At 58.1% G+C, this 20138-nt stretch carries 16 protein-coding genes; 8 read left to right on the forward strand and 8 right to left on the reverse strand.

The features are described 5' to 3' along the window. Nucleotides 1-170 precede the first annotated feature (170 nt). The 4 genes from glpK to ABDK74_RS02965 all read right to left on the reverse strand — a co-directional run bounded on the left by glpK (nt 171) and on the right by ABDK74_RS02965 (nt 5157). Nucleotides 171-1700, reverse strand: coding sequence for a glycerol kinase GlpK (gene glpK, locus ABDK74_RS02950; protein WP_346002644.1), 1530 nt, complete (start codon nt 1698-1700; stop codon nt 171-173). A gap of 40 nt (nt 1701-1740) precedes the next feature. Next, entirely contained in the window at nt 1741-2637 is an 897-nt protein-coding gene (locus ABDK74_RS02955; RefSeq protein WP_194255064.1) for an MIP/aquaporin family protein, read from the reverse strand. Between the two features lie 35 nt (nt 2638-2672). Next, a complete protein-coding gene (glpD, locus tag ABDK74_RS02960; RefSeq protein ID WP_346004145.1) occupies nt 2673-4253 on the reverse strand; it encodes a glycerol-3-phosphate dehydrogenase in 1581 nt (526 codons plus the stop codon). Between the two features lie 118 nt (nt 4254-4371). Next, the gene (locus ABDK74_RS02965) at nt 4372-5157 is read right to left on the reverse strand and encodes a DeoR/GlpR family DNA-binding transcription regulator (protein WP_346002645.1); all 786 of its coding nucleotides are present in this window, start codon (nt 5155-5157) and stop codon (nt 4372-4374) included. A gap of 230 nt (nt 5158-5387) precedes the next feature. Here ABDK74_RS02965 and ABDK74_RS02970 point away from each other — a divergent pair, with 230 nt between their 5' ends. Continuing rightward, nucleotides 5388-5804 carry an RcnB family protein gene (locus ABDK74_RS02970; protein WP_408874458.1) on the forward strand — a complete coding sequence of 139 codons (417 nt, stop codon included), beginning with the start codon at nt 5388-5390 and terminating at the stop codon, nt 5802-5804. A gap of 9 nt (nt 5805-5813) precedes the next feature. Here ABDK74_RS02970 and ABDK74_RS02975 read toward each other — a convergent pair whose 3' ends face one another. Beyond that, nucleotides 5814-6758, reverse strand: coding sequence for a ribokinase (locus ABDK74_RS02975; RefSeq protein ID WP_346002647.1), 945 nt, complete (start codon nt 6756-6758; stop codon nt 5814-5816). Between the two features lie 284 nt (nt 6759-7042). Between ABDK74_RS02975 and ABDK74_RS02980 the strand changes: the two genes are divergently transcribed. The 3 genes from ABDK74_RS02980 to ABDK74_RS02990 are packed head-to-tail and all read left to right on the forward strand — an operon-like array spanning nt 7043 to nt 10198. Continuing rightward, entirely contained in the window at nt 7043-7318 is a 276-nt protein-coding gene (locus tag ABDK74_RS02980) for a YtcA family lipoprotein (RefSeq protein ID WP_077802577.1), read from the forward strand. A gap of 2 nt (nt 7319-7320) precedes the next feature. Beyond that, entirely contained in the window at nt 7321-8370 is a 1050-nt protein-coding gene (gene mdtN, locus ABDK74_RS02985; RefSeq protein ID WP_346002648.1) for a multidrug transporter subunit MdtN, read from the forward strand. Next, nucleotides 8351-10198 carry an FUSC family protein gene (locus ABDK74_RS02990; protein WP_408874459.1) on the forward strand — a complete coding sequence of 616 codons (1848 nt, stop codon included), beginning with the start codon at nt 8351-8353 and terminating at the stop codon, nt 10196-10198. Before mdtN ends, ABDK74_RS02990 begins: the two co-directional genes overlap by 20 nt. Before the next feature lie 65 nt (nt 10199-10263). On the opposite strand, the gene ABDK74_RS02995 is transcribed toward ABDK74_RS02990, so the two are convergent. Continuing rightward, a complete protein-coding gene (locus ABDK74_RS02995) occupies nt 10264-11349 on the reverse strand; it encodes a glycosyltransferase (RefSeq protein ID WP_346002649.1) in 1086 nt (361 codons plus the stop codon). Nucleotides 11350-11657: 308 nt separating this feature from the next. Between ABDK74_RS02995 and ABDK74_RS03000 the strand changes: the two genes are divergently transcribed. Beyond that, nucleotides 11658-13865: a TonB-dependent receptor gene (locus tag ABDK74_RS03000; protein ID WP_346002650.1), complete on the forward strand. Its 2208-nt coding sequence runs from the start codon at nt 11658-11660 to the stop codon at nt 13863-13865. A 7-nt stretch (nt 13866-13872) separates the two neighbouring features. Here ABDK74_RS03000 and ABDK74_RS03005 read toward each other — a convergent pair whose 3' ends face one another. Beyond that, complete coding sequence (locus ABDK74_RS03005; RefSeq protein WP_346002651.1) at nt 13873-14514, reverse strand: TetR family transcriptional regulator; 642 nt, start codon at nt 14512-14514, stop codon at nt 13873-13875. A gap of 79 nt (nt 14515-14593) precedes the next feature. Beyond that, complete coding sequence (locus ABDK74_RS03010) at nt 14594-14956, reverse strand: hypothetical protein (RefSeq protein WP_346002652.1); 363 nt, start codon at nt 14954-14956, stop codon at nt 14594-14596. A gap of 205 nt (nt 14957-15161) precedes the next feature. Here ABDK74_RS03010 and metH point away from each other — a divergent pair, with 205 nt between their 5' ends. The 3 genes from metH to ABDK74_RS03025 all read left to right on the forward strand — a co-directional run bounded on the left by metH (nt 15162) and on the right by ABDK74_RS03025 (nt 20134). Continuing rightward, the gene (metH, locus tag ABDK74_RS03015; protein ID WP_346002653.1) at nt 15162-18668 is read left to right on the forward strand and encodes a methionine synthase; all 3507 of its coding nucleotides are present in this window, start codon (nt 15162-15164) and stop codon (nt 18666-18668) included. A 39-nt stretch (nt 18669-18707) separates the two neighbouring features. After that, entirely contained in the window at nt 18708-19586 is an 879-nt protein-coding gene (purU, locus tag ABDK74_RS03020; protein WP_346002654.1) for a formyltetrahydrofolate deformylase, read from the forward strand. Nucleotides 19587-19687: 101 nt separating this feature from the next. Beyond that, nucleotides 19688-20134, forward strand: coding sequence for a hypothetical protein (locus ABDK74_RS03025; protein WP_346002655.1), 447 nt, complete (start codon nt 19688-19690; stop codon nt 20132-20134). Nucleotides 20135-20138 lie beyond the last annotated feature (4 nt).

Below are 20138 nucleotides of genomic sequence, written 5' to 3' on the forward strand. Positions count from 1 at the left end.
ACACGCCAGTCGTGGCTTTCCATCCTGTTGGAGTGTCGGGAAGGATACTGCCAAGTCCCGCAAGATCAAAGCCTCAACTCCACAAAGAAGAGCCGCACGCGGTTCTGTCCGACATTCAATAAAAAACCGGCGCCTTTGCAGGCGCCGGTTTCCGAAAAATTATTGAACGCTCAAGCGGCCTGACTGGAAACCGCGGCGGCAGTCGGCTCGGCCGGAGGCGTGAGCGTGCGGCGGACCGCGTCATGCCAGCCATCGATCATGATACGACGCTGCGCCGGGTCCATCTTCGGTGCGAAAACACGCTCCTGTTTCCAGGTCGCCGCAACTTCGTCCAGACTCTTCCACAGCCCGACCTGCAATCCGGCGAGGAACGCCGCACCGAGAGCCGTGGTCTCGATATTGACCGGACGTTCGACCTCAGCCTTGAGCATGGAGGACAGGAACTGGGCGAACCAGTCATTGACCGCCATGCCACCATCGATACGCAGAATGCTGGTGCGCATAGCACCATCTTCACGCATGGCGCGGATCAGGTCATAGGTCTGGTAGGCCACGGATTCCAACATGGCACGTGCAATATGCGCCTGCGTGGAGCCGAGCGTCAGGCCGCAAATCAGGCCGCGTGCGTCGGGGTCCCAGTGCGGAGCGCCAAGGCCTACGAAGGCCGGAACCATATAGACGCCGTGGCTATCGGGAATACGCGTTGCCATGTCGTCGGTCTGGGAGGCGTGCGTTATCAGTTGCAGGCCATCACGCAGCCACTTGATGCCCGCCCCAGCCACAAAAATGGAACCTTCCAGCGCGTAAAAGGTCTTGCCGCCGATGCGATAGGCAATCGTGGTCAGCAGACGGTTGTTGGACATGATCGGCTTCTCGCCGGTGTTGAGCAGCATAAAGCAGCCCGTACCGTACGTCGCCTTGGCCATGCCTTCATGGAAGCACGCCTGTCCGATGACAGCAGCGTGCTGATCGCCTGCCATGCCGCCAATGGCAATCTTCTCACCAAACAGCTTGGCTTCCGTCTCTCCAAAATCGCTGCTGTTGTCGCAGACTTCCGGCAGAAGGGCGCGCGGGACGTTGAAAAGCTCCAGAAGTTCATCATCCCACTGCTGGGTATGGATGTTGAACAGAGACGTGCGGCAGGCATTGGTAATGTCGGTCGCGTGTTTGCGTCCGCCCGTCAGGCGCCACAGCAGGAAGCAGTCGATCGTGCCCGCTGCGAGTTCTCCGGCTTCCGCACGACGACGCGCCTCGGGAACGTGATCGAGAAGCCACGCGATCTTGCTTGCCGAGAAATACGGGTCCAGCAGCAGTCCGGTTTTGTCACGGACGACGGCTTCCTTGCCCTGCTGGCGCAGAGCGCTGCATTCATGGGCCGTCCGGCGATCCTGCCAGACGAGCGCACGATGGATGGGGCGGCCCGTTTCGCGGTCCCAGATGACGACAGTTTCGCGCTGGTTGGTAATGCCCAGAGCCGCAATCCGCTCCGGACCGCCGACATCGTCAATGGTCTCCCGCGCCGTGGCGAGCACGTCACGCCAGATGTCCTCGACGTCATGCTCCACCCAGCCGGGCTCAGGGTAATGCTGCGGAAACTCACGGCGGGAAATGGCCAGAGCCTGCGCATCCTTTCCGAAAATGATGCTACGGGTCGAGGTCGTGCCCTGATCAATGGCGAGGATGCAGTCTTTCTTGTTCATGATAGGCTCTCCAATAAAGGTTCAAAAATTCAGACTGATGTCAGGACACTCGGTTGACGACCGGGAAAGCAGGGTCGCCAGGATTGGACACGACCAGAACCGGCTCGGCGGGATTAATCCCCTCGGGCGCTACGATGACGGTCTGCTCCAGGTAGCGTGGCATGAACGGACGCAGGCCAAACTGGTAAATGGCGGCACCGATCGGACCACCGATCAGAGGAGCAACGATGGGCACCCAGAAGTAGTTGCCCGGTGCTGGCAGTGCGCTCTGTCCCCATCCCGCGAAGAAGCAGAACAGACGCGGGCCGAAATCACGGGCCGGATTGATCGCCCATGCGTCCAGATAACCGCAGGATGCACCGATGATCGCGACGAGCAGACCAATGATCAGCGCGCTGGAATTCGCCTGCGGAGCCTGCGTGTTGTACTGGCAGGTAATCGCGAAAATCCCGAAAACCAGCACAGCCGTCAGAACCAGCTCGTCCCAGAACGCATGCGACACCGTGACGAAATCGCCGGGATGGGTGAAGAACACGCCTGCAGCACCGCCATCGACGGCACGCGTCAGATTATGCGCCAGATTGAAGTGGTCGATGACCGGCACATACAGCGAGTAAATCACTGCCGCACCGGCAAAACCGCCCAGAACTTGAGCGCTAATGTACGGAAGCACTTTCTTCCACGAGAAGCCGCGGAACATGGCCAGAGACAGCGTAACAGCCGGGTTTGCATGCGTTCCGCTGATCGCGCCGGTAGCATAAATCGCCACCGTCACGCCCAGACCCCAGACGATACACACGCCCCAGTAGGCCGTTTTGTACGGACTGGGATCATAGAGCGAGTACATGGCCGCAACACCGTCTCCGAAGAGGATGATGATTGCGACTGCGAAGAACTCCGCAAGGAGCTCACCAAGGTAACGTCTGTTTTCTGACATGACTGATATCCGCCATGAAAATGAAGCAAATGTGGTCAGGCGACGTTCTGGCGCGCGACCGGATCGGAATTGGAAACAGAGGCGACGACCGCTGGCAGGCGGCCCTCGACATAGGTCTGAAGGGCCGCGCGATCAGCATCGTTGACGAACAAGCCAAGCCGTGAACGACGCCACAGGATGTCCTCGGCAGTACGGGCCCATTCGTTGTCGATCAGGTAATCCACTTCCCGCGCGCTGAGCGTATCGCCGAACATCTGGCCCATGCCCTCGGCATCGGCAGTGGCGATTTCGAAAGCCCGGAGCCCATAATTGCGCATCAGGCGCCACGAACTGCGCTCGGACAGATGCGGTGCGTATCCCCGGAAGCGACGAAGCTGTGCGTCGAAATCCTTTGGCGCGAACTCTCCACCGGGAAGCGGGGTGCCATCCGTCCAGCCCGCCTTGTGCAGGACGGGAAGATGTGGCGCGAGCTTCTCCACGGCATGTTCGGCCAGCTTGCGGAACGTCGTGATCTTGCCGCCAAAAACGGACAGGATTGGCGCGGCTGTCGCGTCCACATCCAGCACGTAATCACGCGTCACGGCCGAGGCATTACCCGAATTGTCGTCATAAAGCGGACGCACGCCCGCATAAGTCCAGACGACGTCATCAGGGCTAACGGTTTTTGTGAAATAGCGATTTACGCTCTCGCACAGATAGCTGATTTCTTCAGGCGAGATGTCGACCTTCCCCGGGTCCTTCTCCCACGGAACATCCGTTGTGCCGATCAGGGTGAAGTCCTGCTCGTAGGGAATAGCAAAAACGATCCGCTTATCCGGGTTCTGGAAGATGTAGGCCTGCGAACCCTCAAAGACGCGCGGAACCACGATATGGCTTCCCTTGACCAGACGCACCTTGTTGCGGCTTGGCACATTCAGGCGATCCTGAAGCAGCTCGGCTACCCAAGGACCGGCAGCGTTTACGAGCGCTTTGGCCTGAACCGTATGCTGCTCGCCCGTCTGGGTGTTTTCAATCGTGGCTGTCCAGACCTGCGGACCACGGACGGCCTTGACGAGACGTGTGCGTGTCTGGACATTGGCACCAACGCGCACGGCATCCATGGCGTTGAGAACCACGAGCCGACTGTCCTGCACCCAGCCATCCGAATATTCGAAACCACGCACATATTCCGAACGCAGCGGCTTGCCCGCCGGAGCCGAACGCAGGTTCAGCGCCTTCGTCTTGGGAAGCGTCATGTTCGGGCACAGATGGTCGTACAGGAACAGTCCCGTACGCAGGAGCCAGGCCGGACGCAGCATTTTCGAGTGCGGCAGAACGAAGCGCATCGGCCAGATGATGTGCGGTGCGATCTTCAGCAGACGCTCACGCTCCATCAGGGCCTCGCGGACCAGCCGGAATTCGTAATATTCAAGATAGCGCAGACCACCGTGGATGAGCTTGGTGCTGGCAGATGACGTATGACTTGCAAGATCATCCTGCTCGACGAGAAGCACATTCGCCCCCCTGCCCGCGGCATCTCTTGCAATCCCGCAGCCATTGATCCCGCCGCCCACAACCAGCAGGTCGTAAGGCACGGACGGATTGGCCGCAGATGAAACCTCGTGAATCGATGACATCATGATCTCCTGTCATCACGCTCCAAAACGAGCGGTCGATGTTCGTTTTGGAGCATGTTGAGCGATAAAGAAAGGGGTTAACGTGATTCGTAACGTAATAGTGTTAAAGAGTTTTGGTTTATCCGTGATTTTCAGCCACGTGCAGCGTGACGCCCGCACTGTCCAAAAGCCGCTGAAAGGATTCGGAGACCGGGCGATCGGTGATCAGGTCGTCGATGTCGCGCAGATCTCCCACCCTGCCCAGTGGATGACGCGCGAACTTCGTATGATCAGCCAACAGCAGAACACGGCGTGAGTTCCGGATAATTGTCCGTGCGCACTGGATTTCCTCCAGATCGAAATCCAGTAACGTACCATCTTCCTCAATTCCGCTGATCCCGATCACGCCGAATTCCGTGCGAAACGAAGACAGGGTTTCGATGGCTGTGGCACCGAGAATAGCGCCGTCCTGCGGGCGCAACTGTCCACCCGCAATAATGGTATGAAAATCTGCCCGCCCCGAGACAAGAGACGCCACATGCAGGTTATTCGTCACGATCCGCAGATCCCTGTGGCCCGTTAGAGATCGTGCAAAAGCCTCCGTCGTGGTGCCTATGTTGATAAACAAGGACGAACGATCGGAAATCAGGGCCGCAGCATAACGCCCGATCGCATCCTTGGCAGAGGAATTGAGGATCTGGCGTGCATCGTAATCCAGATTTTCAACCGTGGAGACGGGCGTCGCGCCCCCGTGATGGCGGCACAGCAGACCAAGCTCCGCAAGATGGGTCACATCACGGCGAATGGTCTGAACCGCAACGCTGAAATGCTGCGCCATCTCTTCATTGGCCATATAGCCCTGACTGCGAACCAGACGCACGATCTGGTCCTGTCTTGGGCTGGTGGAGGGTGGATCGTGAGGCATAATGGAATATCCGGGCGCGGAATGTAAGAAAACGAACATAAGCGCACATTTACGCACACGGAAAGCCCGTTACACTCTGCAAGACCCTTTATTACGGAAACGGCAAAGCAAATCCGAAACATTACAAGCCGTTACAGATCGTGCCCCAAAAGCCATATTCCGGCCATGTCAGAAGACTTACCTAAAACCGTACGTGCCCGGAATAAAACAATCGGGCCTGAAGGTGAGTTATGAAGACAAGAGTATTCGCAGGACTGATGGCCGGTTGCCTCCTTGCCGCAGCCCCGTTCGCTTCCGCTGATCCGCGAAATTCCGGCCCTCAGGGTGGACCCGGATGGCATGGTGGTCCGGGAAGGAATGGCGATTATCGCGAAAGCGGGCGGCGCGGTAGTCCTGACCGGGTGTGGCGTCGTGGAGACCGTTATGATGGTCCCCGTGGTAATCGCTGGGCCGTCAATAACTGGCGCAGCTATCGTGGTCTGTATGCCCCGCCGCCCGGCTATTACTGGACACGTTATGGAAACCAGTTTCTGCTGACAGCTCTGGCAACGGGTCTGATTGCGGGGGTTGTCAGCGCCAATGTGATGGCCCCACCGCCAGGATCGCCCCCGCCACCTCCTCCCGGATATGGACCGGGACCACGCTGAAAGAGTGACTTACTGCTGAATAAGCGCCGCGACCTCACTCCATTCCGGCGCGGCGTCTGCGGCGCCCCGGCGGGTCGTGGCCAAAGCCCCACAAGCGGAAGCAACCCGGGCCGCTTCCGGCAGGCTCTCTCCGCGGGCCAGTGCAACCGCCAGCCCTGCATTAAAGCAGTCTCCGGCAGCCACGGTATCGATCGGAGTTACCTGAAATGGTGGAATATGGCCTGATGATGTTCCATCGTGCCAGAACACGCCTTTCGCTCCCATCTTCACCAGAACGGCGCGAACACCTTTCGCCAACAGAGCTTCTGCGGCCTTCTTTGCCTCTTCAATGGTTGTAGGCCGTATGCCGGTAAGGCTGAACGTTTCGCTTTCATTCGGCGTAATGATATCGACCTCGGTCCACAAAGCATCGAGAAGCCCGTGTTCGGGCGCAGGGGCCGGATCAAGCACGACGAAACCGCCCGCCCGCTTCGTCCGGTGTGCAGCAGCCAAAACGACTGTCTGCGGAATTTCCAGCTGAAGCAGCAGAACCGCTGCCCTGTCCAGCCAGGGCGATGCCGCTCTGACATCCGTTTCGTCCACCGCCATATTTGCCCCACCAGCGACGATGATGCAGTTCTCCGCCGATGCATCGATCCCGATCAGGGCAATGCCAGTCGGATGATCAGGGTCATCACGCAGCGGAGACAGATCCACACCGAAACCCTCAAGACTGACCCGCGCCTGCGCCCCAAAAGCATCACATCCCACACGTCCGGCGAGAGCGACATCCACGTCGAACGCTTGCGCAAGCCTCGCAGCAGCGGCGGCCTGATTACTGCCCTTCCCGCCCAGCCCGATCGCATAACTGTCGGCGTGAACGGTTTCTCCCGGTCGGGGAAGCCGCTGGCTGCGGGCCGTCAGATCAATATTGATACTGCCGAAAGAAAGGATCATAGGCGTCCGCAAGGTCATGTCCATCAGGCCGGGAGCTGGAGAATAGGAAGATTTTTCAAGCCTGCTTATCGGATGCCTCAACACCCTTCAAGCAGATCAGCGGGAAGATCCGTCGCAATGAAGCATCAGAGCATCATTGCCCGGCCCAAATCCGGATTCGTTTCTTCTCTGTGCAACTTTTCGCAGAAGCAGAAGTTTTCTTGGCTCGACTTCCATACCGGGTCGACAGGACTGTGCCTTTCACAAATGAATGTGATAGGCTCCACGCCTCCTGATGGCCGCGCGAAAGTTTCCTGTCCCCAATGCGACCTGCCCGCCTCCGATCCTGCATTTCCGGCCCCGCTTTTCTCCTGACGGGCGGATGCACTCTTCGCGGCGCTCCGGCCTTTCCGATCATGGGAGCCTATTTCCCAGGCTGGATGGCCTGCGCCCTGATCGGCGTGGCAACGGCTGTCGGCCTGCGTGTCCTCTTTCTGCTGACAGGGCTTGATGCGCTGCTCAGCTTTCGTCTCTTCACCTATGTCGCCCTCGGCGTCATCGCCGCACTCACGGTGTGGACGCTGGTATTCGGACCCTGATCGTGCAGCGCATCCCTGTCTCCAGCAAAAAACCAGTCGGCATCATCATCGCGGTCCTGTGTGTGGGAGCGGCCACTGCTTTTGGCATCCACGTCTCCCATGAGGACAGTGCGCATCCCTCCTCCGATAGCGGCATCATTGATGCAGAAGTGGTGCATATCGCTTCGGTGGTGGGAGGACGCCTCAAAGCACTGAACGTGTCGGTCAACCAGCGTGTGCACAAAGGCGATGTTCTGTACCAGATCGACCCCGAGCCTTATGAACTGACGCTTCGACAGGCAAAGGCCAATCTGGATCTGGCCAATGCGGAAGTGGAGAACCAGACGCGTCTGCTCAGCGTCAAGACATCCAACGCCGCCACGGCCGGCGATCAGGTCTCCCGCGCCCAGACCAACCGGGATCTGGCAGCACGGACAGTAGAGCGGCTTCAGCCTCTGGCGGGAAAATCCTATATCCCCTGGCAGCAATACGATCAGGCCCGCGTCGCCCTGCATGACGCTGAAATCTCGCTGGCCCAGTCCCGCATCCAGTCCACAGCAGCCACAACTGCGATTGGTGATCTGAAAAGTTCGATCGCCGCACGCGATGCCAGTCAGGCAGCGTACGACCGCGTCCGGTATGAACTGCGACAGACCACGGTCATTGCCCCTGCGGACGGGTATGTCACGAGCCTCCGCGTCAAGGTCGGTGAGGTTCTGGCGCCCTCACAGTCTTTGTTTACCCTGATCGCGGATAATGAGTGGTATGCGATGGCGAATATCCGGGAAGGCGATCTTGAGGCCGTAGGGGTTGGGGATTGCGTGACAGTTCACTCCATGATTGATCGGAACACACCGATCCGAGGCCATGTCGAGAGTATCGGCTGGGGTGTTCTTTCGATGGATTCCTCCGGGATCGCCCGTTCGCTTCCCCTCGTGCCACGACAGATGGACTGGGTGCATGTGGCGCAGCGTTTCCCGGTTCGTATCCAGTTGGAGAAAGCGAACCCGCTTCTGCTGCGGCTCGGTGCCACCGCGACAGTCGAGGTCCGGCATGGCGCTGCCTGTCCCTGAAACCTCCCCTTCCCCGGACGTTTCGGATCGGGACGTGATCCAGTCCGCATCGCCTCTTCGCACCCTTGGGCTGGCGCGGATCTGGCGTCTGATATGGGACCCGGCTCCGGGGCGTATGGGCTATGCGCTGCGCATGGCGGCTGGCTGCACGACCACTGTTCTGGTCGGAGAAATCTGGCAGGTTCCCGATCTGGGTGTTCCAGCACTCGTGACGATGGCGCTGTGGCAAAAAGACCGAGTCACCAATGCCCTCGTCGGGGTGCTGGTGAACATCGTGGTGGTGTTTCTGCTCCTGCTTATCTACGGCCTGATCAAAATTACGCTGGATCATGCGATGGAACTGGTGATCGTGATCGCCCTCCTGTCGTTCGGGTTTTTCTTTCTGGGATCAGCCAGTAAACTTAAACCCGTCGCCTATATGTTCGGCCTGATTACGGTGTTCGGACTGGTCGTGATTGACCAGGTCCCGGTCGGGGAAGTCATCACGCGGGCTATTCTCTATACGGATCTGTTCCTGGCTGTGCCGGGCGCCGTCATGATCATACTCGGTCTGCTGATCTGCCCGTCTCCCCGCAGGGTGCTGACCGATGATATTGCGGCCCGTCTCCGCATGGCATGTCGTCTGTTGCGCGGCGCAGATGATCGCACCTACGAGCAGGCAACGGACATGCTGCGTAGTGGTACGACAGACATGATGAAGTCTGCGAAGATGGCCAGTCTGGAAAAAATCTGGGCTGCCAAGGATCTGGCCTGTCTCAGACAGTCCGCCAGCAGCAGCGTGGCTGTCCTCGCCCTTGCCGATGAAGCCAGTCGAAACAGAATATCAACCGAAGACGCAGTCTGCCTGATAGAAACTCTTGAAAAAATGGCCGCCATTTTCGCGGATGGTGACTATCCTGCCGCTATCGAAAGGCCGGCCGTCAGTTCAGGCTCCCCCGCAGGTGCCGCTCTGGCCGATATACTGCCGGATTTCGCGACGCCATCCGCGGAAGATGAAAAAACTGCTCCAAAAGAGAAAAAATCCGGCTTCTTTGCAGACGACGCCTTCAGCAACCCCGAGCATGTGCGTTTTGCAGTCAAAGGCACGGCAGGGGTGATGCTGAGCTATCTGGCGTTCATGGTACTGGACTGGCCCGGCATCCACACCTGCATCATCACCTGTTTCATCGTTGCACTACCGACGATGGGGGAAATGGTTTCCAAGCTGACTCTGCGTATCTCAGGAGCACTTGTGGGGGGCGCGATTGGCATTGGCTCCATCATTTTCATCATGCCTCAACTGGATGGAATAACCGGTTTTCTGATTCTGATTTTCGTGGTGTCCCTGCTCGCGGCATGGGTCAAAACCGGCGATGAACGCATTGCCTATGCGGGATTTCAGATCGGTCTCGCCTTTTACCTATCGGATCTGAAAGGCTTCGGCCCCACCAGCGATATGGAGACTGCACGAGACCGGATCATAGGAATCATGCTGGGCAATTTCATCACCTATGCCATGTTCACGAGCTTCTGGCCGGCCACCGCCCGGGACAGAATTGGAGAAGTTCTGCGCAAGCTGGCGCAAGCCCTTCAAAGACAGTCTCAGGCCTTCACACCTCAAGCCCGCGCAGAGGCCATTGCCAACACCCAGTCCGCCCTTTCGGAAAGCGAACGCACGCTGGAATATATCATGGCGGAACCGATCAACACGCGCGTTGACCTCCCCCGCCTGAGAGAAACGAAACATGCGCTTGATGACGCGGGGTGCCTTTCGGAAGACCTGCTTGTTACCCCCGAGAGAACAGACCTGTCCGATCACACCGCGCGCCTGGAACGACTTGCCGGGTAAAGAGCAGTAGTGTTGCCATAAGGTGGTTTCCACTCACGTGAGAATATCCCCATGGAAACCAAAGATTAAGCGTCTAGAAGTTCTTTTGAAAGCTCCACATGCTTCCGGGCATATTGCACGGAATTAATGGTATTTTTTACGCGCTCCTGAGCAGTTTCAGTCCTTTGCAAAGCGCCAGACGGGTCGGCACGCACAGCAGAAATCGCCTCCGCAAGCGCTTTCGGATTCTTCGTCGGCACATAAAGCACGGAATCTGAGTCGAAATAATCCGTCAGCCCACCACAGTCTGAAGAAATGACCGGGACCCCAAGAATAATGGCTTCCTCTACCACTGTGATTCCAGAAGCATGTCGATTGGATTGGAGAGGAACAACAACGATATCAGCCTCAGAGTAAAGACCAATCAACTCGACATTATCTTTCGCACGCACAAGTGTGACGTTTGAAATATTCTTCGATGCCTCAAATGCAGCGCGGGCACTGCTCGCAATACTGAATTCAACATCCGGTAATGCCTTTGCAGCAGCACAGAAGGTTTTCCAGTCTCTATGCTCGTCGTTGCCAAGCGAAAGAACCTTGAGCTTTTTGCCTTGGCAGGTTTTGCGAGCAGGCTTCATATCATCTGCTCGGATACCGAAACGCACCTGCTCGATCCACAGATTTGGAAACAGGCGCTGTCCGTCTTCCAGATTGCAGACTGAATGGACCGTCAACAGATCGAGATGTTGCATAAGAAACCGAAAGAACCACCGTCTCCAGAAAGGCTGTTTGCGCCACCGATCCATCAACCAGACGACCTGCCCAAGAATTTTCGGTCTGTGTACAGGTTTCAGAATTCGAAAAAGCAGAAGAACAGACAAAGTCTGCGATTCTGTATGTGTCCAGACCACATCAGCTGCGAGCATTTTTTTGCGATTACGCCATGCGTGGACGAAATCGAAACCGAATACGGCTCGCACACTATAACGTAATAATTTCTGAAATGGATTTTCGTGCTGGTCTTCTGAATAGACGATTTTTACGTCGTCTGAAGCAACTCGGGAATAGCCATAAGCCTGTTCCTCGTTCAGCCCCAGAATGCGGCCTGCTTTCCACCTCTCTCGCCAGGTTTTTCCTCCGAAACCGTACGCAAGCTGCACAAAAACTTTCATAAACAATATCCAGTTGTAATACCTAAAAAAATGCTTAATTTTTACGATAACATCAACAAGAAATCATAGGAAATATAAATCCCATCCGGTTTTGCCGAACGCTGAATGGCCTCATTTTCTGACTGGAATGAAAACCAGATTCGTTTTTTTGTGTTCAGGCTGGCTGTTCGTGTCTGTGTCTTTAGAGAAACAGTCGTAGCGAAACGTACCGCATATCAGCGCTAAAATTGGCGAATCATTTTGACACTCAGTGCCATAATGTGGACAGGAGACTTCAGCCTACCCATACCGACTGATCAGGATCGCTCATGAAATCCGCACGCCTGCTGCTTTGTCTTCTTTCCGGATCTGTCCTGAGCAGTATGCCCGCTTTCGCAGCGGAGACACAACCATCCTCCAAAACCAAAACAGCCGTCCCCGCACCCGCATCTCGTGCCGGATTGCGAGCGCCCAAAGCCGAGACCATCACAGTTCGCAGCCGCAACGGCTCTGGCACCGCTGCGGATTATCTGAACAAAGACGTGGCTCTGGGGCCGCTCGGCACGCGCTCCGTACTCGATACGCCGATGTCCATCATGGCTGTGCCGCATGATGTTCTGGTGAACCAGCAGAGCCGCAACATCAATGATCTTGTGGCGTATGTGCCGTCCGCACAGCTTGAAATGCGCGGCGATCCGAACACCAGCCGCCCGCAGTCCCGCGGCTTCGAGGGCGATGTGATTGCCAACACCCGCATGGACGGGTTGAACATGGTCATCACCACCCCCTACGCCGCCGAACAGTTCGACAGCCTTCAGGTTCTGAACGGTCTGGCGGGTGCGCTTTACGGACCACAGAACCCGGCGGGTACGTTCGACTTCACGCTCAAGCGCCCGACAGACCGCATGACCGAACGCTTCGTTGTAGGAACGGATTCCATCGGCTCTCCGCTGGAAAGTGCCGATGTTTCAGGACGCGTCGGCAAGAACAAATGGTTCGGTTACCGCCTGAACCTGCTGAACCAGAACGGCGAAGGCTATGTCGAAGGTTCGCATCTGCGGCGCGATCTCGTCAGCGGCGATTTCGACATTCACCTCTCGGACAAGACCGTCATCCAGCTTGATGCCAGCCAGTACACCTATGCCGAGCGCGGCTATCCGGGCGGTTTCGCCTACAGCACCGCGATCCAGCTGCCTCAGGCACCGGATCTGAGCCAGAAAGGTTATGGCCAGCCGCAGGCGGGCTACAATATGGAAACCGATACGGCCATGGCCAAAATCATCCATAATTTCAATGACAACTGGAGTCTCAAGCTCGGCGGACTGTGGCAGAATGCGGCGCGCAACGTCTTCAGCACGTCCAACCAGCTCCTCAATTCCTCAGGCCTCTACCGCCAGACGATTTCAGCAGCTCTCACGGCCAATGATTTCGTCGCGGGCAGCAACATGGCCTATTTGAACGGTAAATTCCGCACCGGATCGCTACGACACCAGATCGAACTCGGCACGAACGGTTATATGATGGGGAATTACAACCCCACCTCCTCCACCGGAACCATCACTCTTGGGGAAGCCACGATTGGCCACCCCAAGAGCTTCTCAAGCGTGCAGCCTTATTATTCCGGTCGCTACAAATCCGCTGATACGATGAACCAGTCCCTGCTGGCAGGCGATACCATTTCGCTGGGCAAACACTGGTCGATCATGGGCTCCCTCGCCTGGAGCTGGCTGAGCACGAACAACTACGCCAAGACCGGCACCAAAACATCCAGCTACACCCGCTCGGCCGCCTTCAGTCCGATGACGAGCCTGATGTACAAGCCAACGGACAGCCAGACGTTGTATTTCACATGGGGGCGCTCCCTTCAGGCGGGAACGACCGCACCCGTGGGGTCGGTCAACGTGAATGACGTCACGGCGCCGCTGCGCTCGGAAGAATATGAAGTCGGCTATAAAATCCTGATTGCCAAGCGCATACAGGTCAATATTGCCGGTTTCCGCATGTCCCGTCCGTTCGGCTTCACGGACCCGGTCACAAAAGTCTATGCCAATTACGGCACACAGCGGAATTATGGCGTCGAATTTCAGGCATCGGGCAACATTACCGATAACCTGACATTTCTTGGTGGCATGACATGGCTGGACGCGCAGATGCTGGGCACAGGTTCGTCGCTGACAACCAACAAGCAGGTCGTGGGCGTGCCTCCGCTGATGGCGAACGCACTGCTGGATTATCGCCTGCCGTTCCTCAAGGGCGCGGCCGTCAACGCGAATGTTCATTATATGGGCCGTCGCGCTGCCAATGTTTACAACACGACCTTCGCGCCGTCTTACGTCACGCTGGATCTGGGCGCACGGTATGCGACACATGCCTATGGCCAGCCGCTGGTGTTCCGCTTTGGTGTGAACAACGTGACGAACCAGAGCTATTGGGCGTCCGTCTATCCGTCCAGCATCAACGGCGTCAGCAACGCCACGAACTCCGCCGTGGCCGGTCTGCCGCGGACATACCATTTCAGCATCGAACTGGACCTCTGAGCGAGGTTCAGCCTGAACTCATCGGGAAATCGTTCTGCCACAGCAGAGGCTGAAGCGTGAATGTCCGGCGCAGGATGGTTTCCAGATCCGACCGGCCTTCGGTTTTGACCCATTCGTCCAGAGCCGTCCGGAACGTCGCAATCGCCGTCCGGGCCAGCAAGCGGGCCACGAGGGACGGCATTTCGGTGGCGGGCAAGCGGGCGATCAGGGCGGAAGCGAGCGTTTCCTCCCATTCGGAATAGCGACGCAGGGCCATGTCACGCAGCGCGGGCGTCTGTTCCACCAGCCTGACGACCCCATAGGCATCCATCCGGTCGGACGAATAACAGGCGACGACCGGCACAAGCCCTGCCAGAACGGCGTCCTGTAGCGGAACATCCAGCGGCACGGCGCGAATGGCATCGGTCAGGATCGTGGTAACGCCGTTGGTCCAGGCGAGAATGATATCGGCCTTACCCGGAAAATAACGAAAGAGCGTCCGACGCGAGATCTGCGCGGCTTCTGCGATTTCATCGACGGATGTTTCTTCATAACCATAAGTCGAAAACAGGCGCATGGCTTCGCGCACCAACGCGGCATGGGTGCGGTCCTTCTTGCGCTGCCGCAGCGGTCCGTCCTGTTCGCCATGCTCTTGTGCGTCTATCGTCATGCCGTCCAGTTATCCCGAAGTCCGCAACCAGCATAGACCCGAACTGCTGAAGCGTTCCAGCAGGCAGAAACCACCGGCTTCAGGACACGAGCCGGTAACGCGCCCGGACCAGCACGTCATTTTCAAGCTGCTGCCGGAGCGCCGACATCTCCTGCGGGGCAGTCAGAACCGCCACCTCGTGAAAAAACGGACGCCTGCCCGTCACGCGGTCCTGAAAAACCTGCGCCAGAACCATGGCCACCGGATCACGACTGCAACACAGGCACCCCGTAGCGTGGCGGTTCCTAAAGGGCGACGGCGCTGAAATGGCGGCGACATCGCCCCATACCTCCTCAGGCCGTGCGTCGCCGATGAGCAGCGCATGACGTCTACGCTCTTCCGGCCATGAAGAGGCTCCGGACAGGAAACTCAGGGGGATCAGAGACGTGCGGAACGAGGTCATTCCGTCCTCTGTAGCAGGCCCGGCACACCCGGGCAGCATTTTCATGTCCCGATTTTATGCCCCGTTTTTCCCGCTCAGGATTCTTTGCCGCCTCGCAGGCGTTTTGCTACACCGTCCCTGCCTCTCGCTGCGTATGGAGGCGCTGCCTTGATCGCGGGTTCCCGAACCCGCCTCCCGTCCTTTCCAGCTACAGAGCCTGCTGCCCATGTCTTCACGCCCCCATCTGCTTGACGCCCTCACCGATCAGGTCCTGCTCTGTGATGGCGGTATGGGGTCCCGGGTGCAGATGCTGGATCTCGAAGTCGAGCGCGATTATTGGGGACAGGAAAACTGTACGGAAATCCTGAACCTCTCGCGCCCGGAACTCGTCCGCGAAATCCATCGCGGCTATTTTGAAGCCGGGGCGGACATGGTGGAGACCAACACATTCGGCGGCTCCATTGTCACGCTGGCGGAGTTCGGACTTCAGGACCGCACACGCGAAATCAACCGCACGGCTGCCACGCTGGCCCGTGAAGCGGCCGAAACCTTCTCCGACGGACGGTACCGGTACGTCATGGGTTCCATCGGTCCGGGCACAAAGCTGCCGACGCTGGGCAACATTGCCTATGACGACCTCGAAGCCGGTTTGGTTGAACAGTGCCGCGGCCTGATCGACGGCGGCGTGGACGGATTCCTGATCGAGACATGTCAGGACACGCTTCAGATCAAGGCGGCCGTGAATGCTGCCAAGATTGCGCGGATCGAACTGGGTTCGGATGCGCCGATCTTCGTGCAGGTGACGGTCGAGACCACTGGCACGCTGCTGGTCGGCCCCGATATCGCTGCCGCCGCCACAACCGTTCAAGCGCTGGACGTCCCCTCGCTCGGCCTGAACTGCGCGACCGGTCCACAGGAAATGGGCGAGCATGTCCGCTGGCTGTCAGAAAACTGGCCTGGCCTCATTTCCATGCAGCCCAATGCCGGTCTGCCGGAGCTTGTGGACGGCAAGACCGTCTATCCGCTCAGCCCCGAGGAAATGGCCGTCTGGATGGAGCGCTTCGTCAAGGAAGACGGGCTGAACCTGATCGGCGGCTGCTGTGGCACGTCCACGCCGCATATTCAGGCGCTGGACGGGATGCTGCGTCGCCTTGGCGGCACGAAGCTGCGCCCTGCCCCGGTCAAGCGTAGTACGGTCTGGATGCCGTCGGTCTCCAGCCTTTATACCCAGACGCTGCTGCGTCAGGAAAACAGCTATTTCTCCATCGGCGAGCGCTGTAACGCCAATGGCTCCAAGAAATGGCGCGAGCTTCAGGAAGCCAACGACTGGGACGGCTGCGTCGCCATCGGGCGCGAACAGGCCGCCGAGGGTTCAAACGCGCTCGATATCTGCACGGCGTTCGTCGGACGGGATGAAGTCCGCGAAATGAACGAGGTCGTCACGCGTTTCACGTCGTCCGTGAATGCGCCGCTGGTGATCGATTCAACCGAAACCCCCGTTATTGAAGCTGCGCTCAAGCTGCATGGCGGCAAGCCGATCATCAACTCGATCAATTTCGAAGACGGTGAAGAACAGGCACATGCCCGCATGGAGCTGGCGCGCAAGTTCGGCGCGGCGATGATTGCACTGACGATCGACGAAGTCGGCATGGCGAAGGAGCCGCAGGACAAGCTGCGCATTGCCGAACGTCTGGTCGATTTCGCCTGCACCCAGTACGGCCTGCCACAGTCTGATCTGATGATCGACCCGCTGACGTTCACCATCGCAACGGGCGTGGAAGAAGATCGCAAACTCGGACAGTGGACGCTTGAGGGCATCAAGCTGATCCGCGACAAGTTCCCCGACATCCAGATCATTCTTGGCCTGTCGAACATCTCCTTTGGCCTGAACCCGGCCGCGCGTGCGGTGCTGAACTCGGTGTTTCTCGACCATGCCGTCAAGGCAGGCATGACGGGCGCGATCGTGCATGTCTCCAAGATCCGTCCGCTGCATCTGATCGCGGCTGAAGAGGTCAAGGTCGCGGAAGACCTGATCTTCGACCGTCGCACCGAAGATTACGATCCGCTTCAGAAGCTGCTGGAACTGTTCGCGGGCCGTAAAGCCGCCGATGCCGTCAAAAAGCGCCGTGCGGAAACACCCGCAGGGCGTCTGAAGGACCGGATCGTGGACGGTGACCGCAAGGGCATCGAGCAGGATCTGGAAGACGCAATGGCGGAAATGCCCGCGCTCGATATCATCAACAATGTTCTGCTGGACGGCATGAAGGTTGTGGGCGAGCTGTTCGGTTCGGGCAAGATGCAGCTTCCGTTCGTGTTGCAGTCCGCCGAAACAATGAAGACCGCCGTTGCATGGCTTGAGCCTCATATGGAGCGCACGGAAGGCCAGCATCGCGGCACGATGGTGCTCGCGACTGTCAAGGGTGACGTGCACGATATCGGCAAGAACCTTGTGGACATCATCCTGACCAATAACGGCTACCGGGTCATCAATCTGGGCATCAAGGTGCCATTGGCGGACATGATTGCGGCCGTAAAGGAATACAACGCCGATGCGCTGGGCATGTCCGGGCTTCTGGTGAAATCCACGGTTATCATGCGCGAAAACCTCGCGGAGATGCACCGTCAGGGTTTCGACCTTCCCGTCATTCTCGGCGGCGCGGCCCTGACGCGCAATTACGTCGAGGAAGAATGCGCCCGCTCTTATGGCGCTGGTGAACCGGGACGTGTGGCCTATGCGCGCGATGCGTTCGACGGTCTGGGCCTGATGGACAAGATCGCGCATCAGGGAATCGACAGTTATCTGGGCGCCATCCAGACGCGACGCGCCAGTCAGGCGAGCCGAAAGACTGAACGCGCACCGGAAATCGCAGAGACGCGGGGCTTTGGTGAGGTGGATCGTGAGGCCGCAAAGGCCCGGCGCGAGCGCGTTTCAGGCTCCGAGCCTGTCATTACGCCGCCTTTCTGGGGGGCGCGCGTTCTGGAAGCGACGCCGAATGCGGTTCTGCCGTTTCTCAATGAACGGTCGCTGTACCAGTTTCAGTGGGGCTTCCGGAAACAGGGCCGCTCGCTCGACGAGTTCATGGAATACGCCAAAACTGAGCTTCGTCCCGTGCTCAAGCGGATGCTGGCGCTGAGTGCTGAACAGGAGATCATCCGACCGCAGGCGATTTACGGCTATTGGAAGGCGGCGGGCGATGGGAACGATCTCGTACTGTTCGAAGAAGACGGCAGGACGGAAGCCGCACGGTTTGCCATGCCCCGCCAACCCAAGGATGACGGCGAGTGCATCGCTGACTTCGTGCGGGACATCAGCGATGACGTCCGCGATGTGATCGGGCTTCAGGTCGTAACGGTCGGGCAGAAAGCGTCCGATCTGGCGCGGGTGTGGTTCGAGGACAACCGCTACCAGGACTATCTGTACCTGCACGGCCTGTCGGTCGAGATGGCGGAAGCGATGGCGGAATACACCCACAAGCGCATCCGCGCCGAACTGGGCTTCGCGGGCGACGACAACCGCGACATGGAAAAGCTGCTGTCGCAGTCCTATCGCGGCTCTCGCTACTCTTTCGGCTATCCCGCCTGCCCGCGGCTTGAGGATCAGGAACCGATCCTGAAAATGCTGGATGCCGAACGCATCGGCGTGTCGCTTTCGGACGGCTATCAGTTACACCCTGAACAGTCGACATCAGCGCTCGTGATGCTGAATCCGCGTGCAAAATACTTCACCGTCTGAAGACGGCAGATTTTAATTAAAGACGGGAAAAGACCTTCCATGACGGCCTCTTCAGTTGCGCAGACGACCTATGTTTTGACGCTTTCCTGCCCCAACCGCCCCGGTATTGTGGCGGCCATCAGCGGGAAACTTGCGGAACTGGACGCCAACATCACGGAAGCTCAGCAGTTCGATGACCGGGACAGCACGGTCTTTTTCATGCGGATCGTTTTCGAAGTCGCACAAGGCCGGACCAGCATGCAACAACTCCGGGAGGCACTGGCCGTTCTGGGAAACATCTTCAGCATGGACTGGGCCCTGCATGACCGGAGCGTAAAGCCGAAGGTCCTGCTGATGGTCTCGCGCTTCGATCACTGTCTGGTTGATCTGCTGTATCGCTGGCGCATTGGAGAACTGCCGATCGAGCCCGTCGGCATCGTATCGAACCATCCGCGCGAAGTTTTTGCGGATCTGGATTTCTACGGCATTCCGTTCCATCACGTCCCCGTCACGAAAGACACGAAACCCGCGCAGGAAGCCCATGTGCTGGATCTGCTGGCATCGAGCGGTGCCGAACTGGTCATTCTCGCGCGTTACATGCAGGTTCTGTCAAACGAAATGGCCGCCAGCCTGTCCGGTCGCTGCATCAACATCCACCATTCCTTCCTGCCCGGCTTCAAGGGCGCGCGGCCCTACCATCAGGCTTTTGCCCGCGGCGTGAAACTGATCGGCGCGACGGCCCATTACGTCACGCGCGATCTGGATGAAGGCCCGATCATCGAACAGGATGTGGAGCGTATTTCCCATGCTCACACGCCCGATGACCTGATCCGCAAAGGACGCGATATCGAACGCCGTGTTCTGGCACGTGCCGTCCGATATCACATCGAACGCCGGACCATTATCAACGGTAGCCGCACAGTCGTCTTTACAACCTGAACGCGGCTTTTCTTCAACACGACACATAAATTTCGCACGACACCTGGAATATTCTCTCATAGATTTGGCTCGGCATTTTCACATCCGGCAGCAATATTCAGATGACTTTCCGCAAATCCTTATTTTCGATAGCCCTATTCACCTCACTTGTCGCACAGACAGCCTGCTCGGGAGATGTGGTCCTCGAGAAGAGACTGACACCCGCGGACACCCTGCTGGAGACCACGAACCGGACTGTCGTCCCCGGCACGTTCGTCATGACTGTGAAGAACGTGAACGTGTTCAACAAGATGGTCTTTCTCAATTCCGAGGACACCTATCTGGACCGGGCCAATGTCGCCGTACAGATCACATCGGCCGTCGCCTATAATGCCGATATCCGGTTTGGTGGCGATTTCCGTAAAATGGTGTTGAACAAGAAAATTCTGGTGATCGGATCAGCCATGAAAGTCGGGGCAGATCTGGAACAGGGGATCATCGTCAACACCAAGGGTGACGAACGGACATATATTTTCGTCAGCCGGGCGAGCAATATTTTCTTCGAATAGGCCC

Origin of the sequence: Gluconobacter sp. OJB (genome assembly GCF_039638275.1) — a bacterium.
Lineage (GTDB): Bacteria > Pseudomonadota > Alphaproteobacteria > Acetobacterales > Acetobacteraceae > Gluconobacter > Gluconobacter cerevisiae.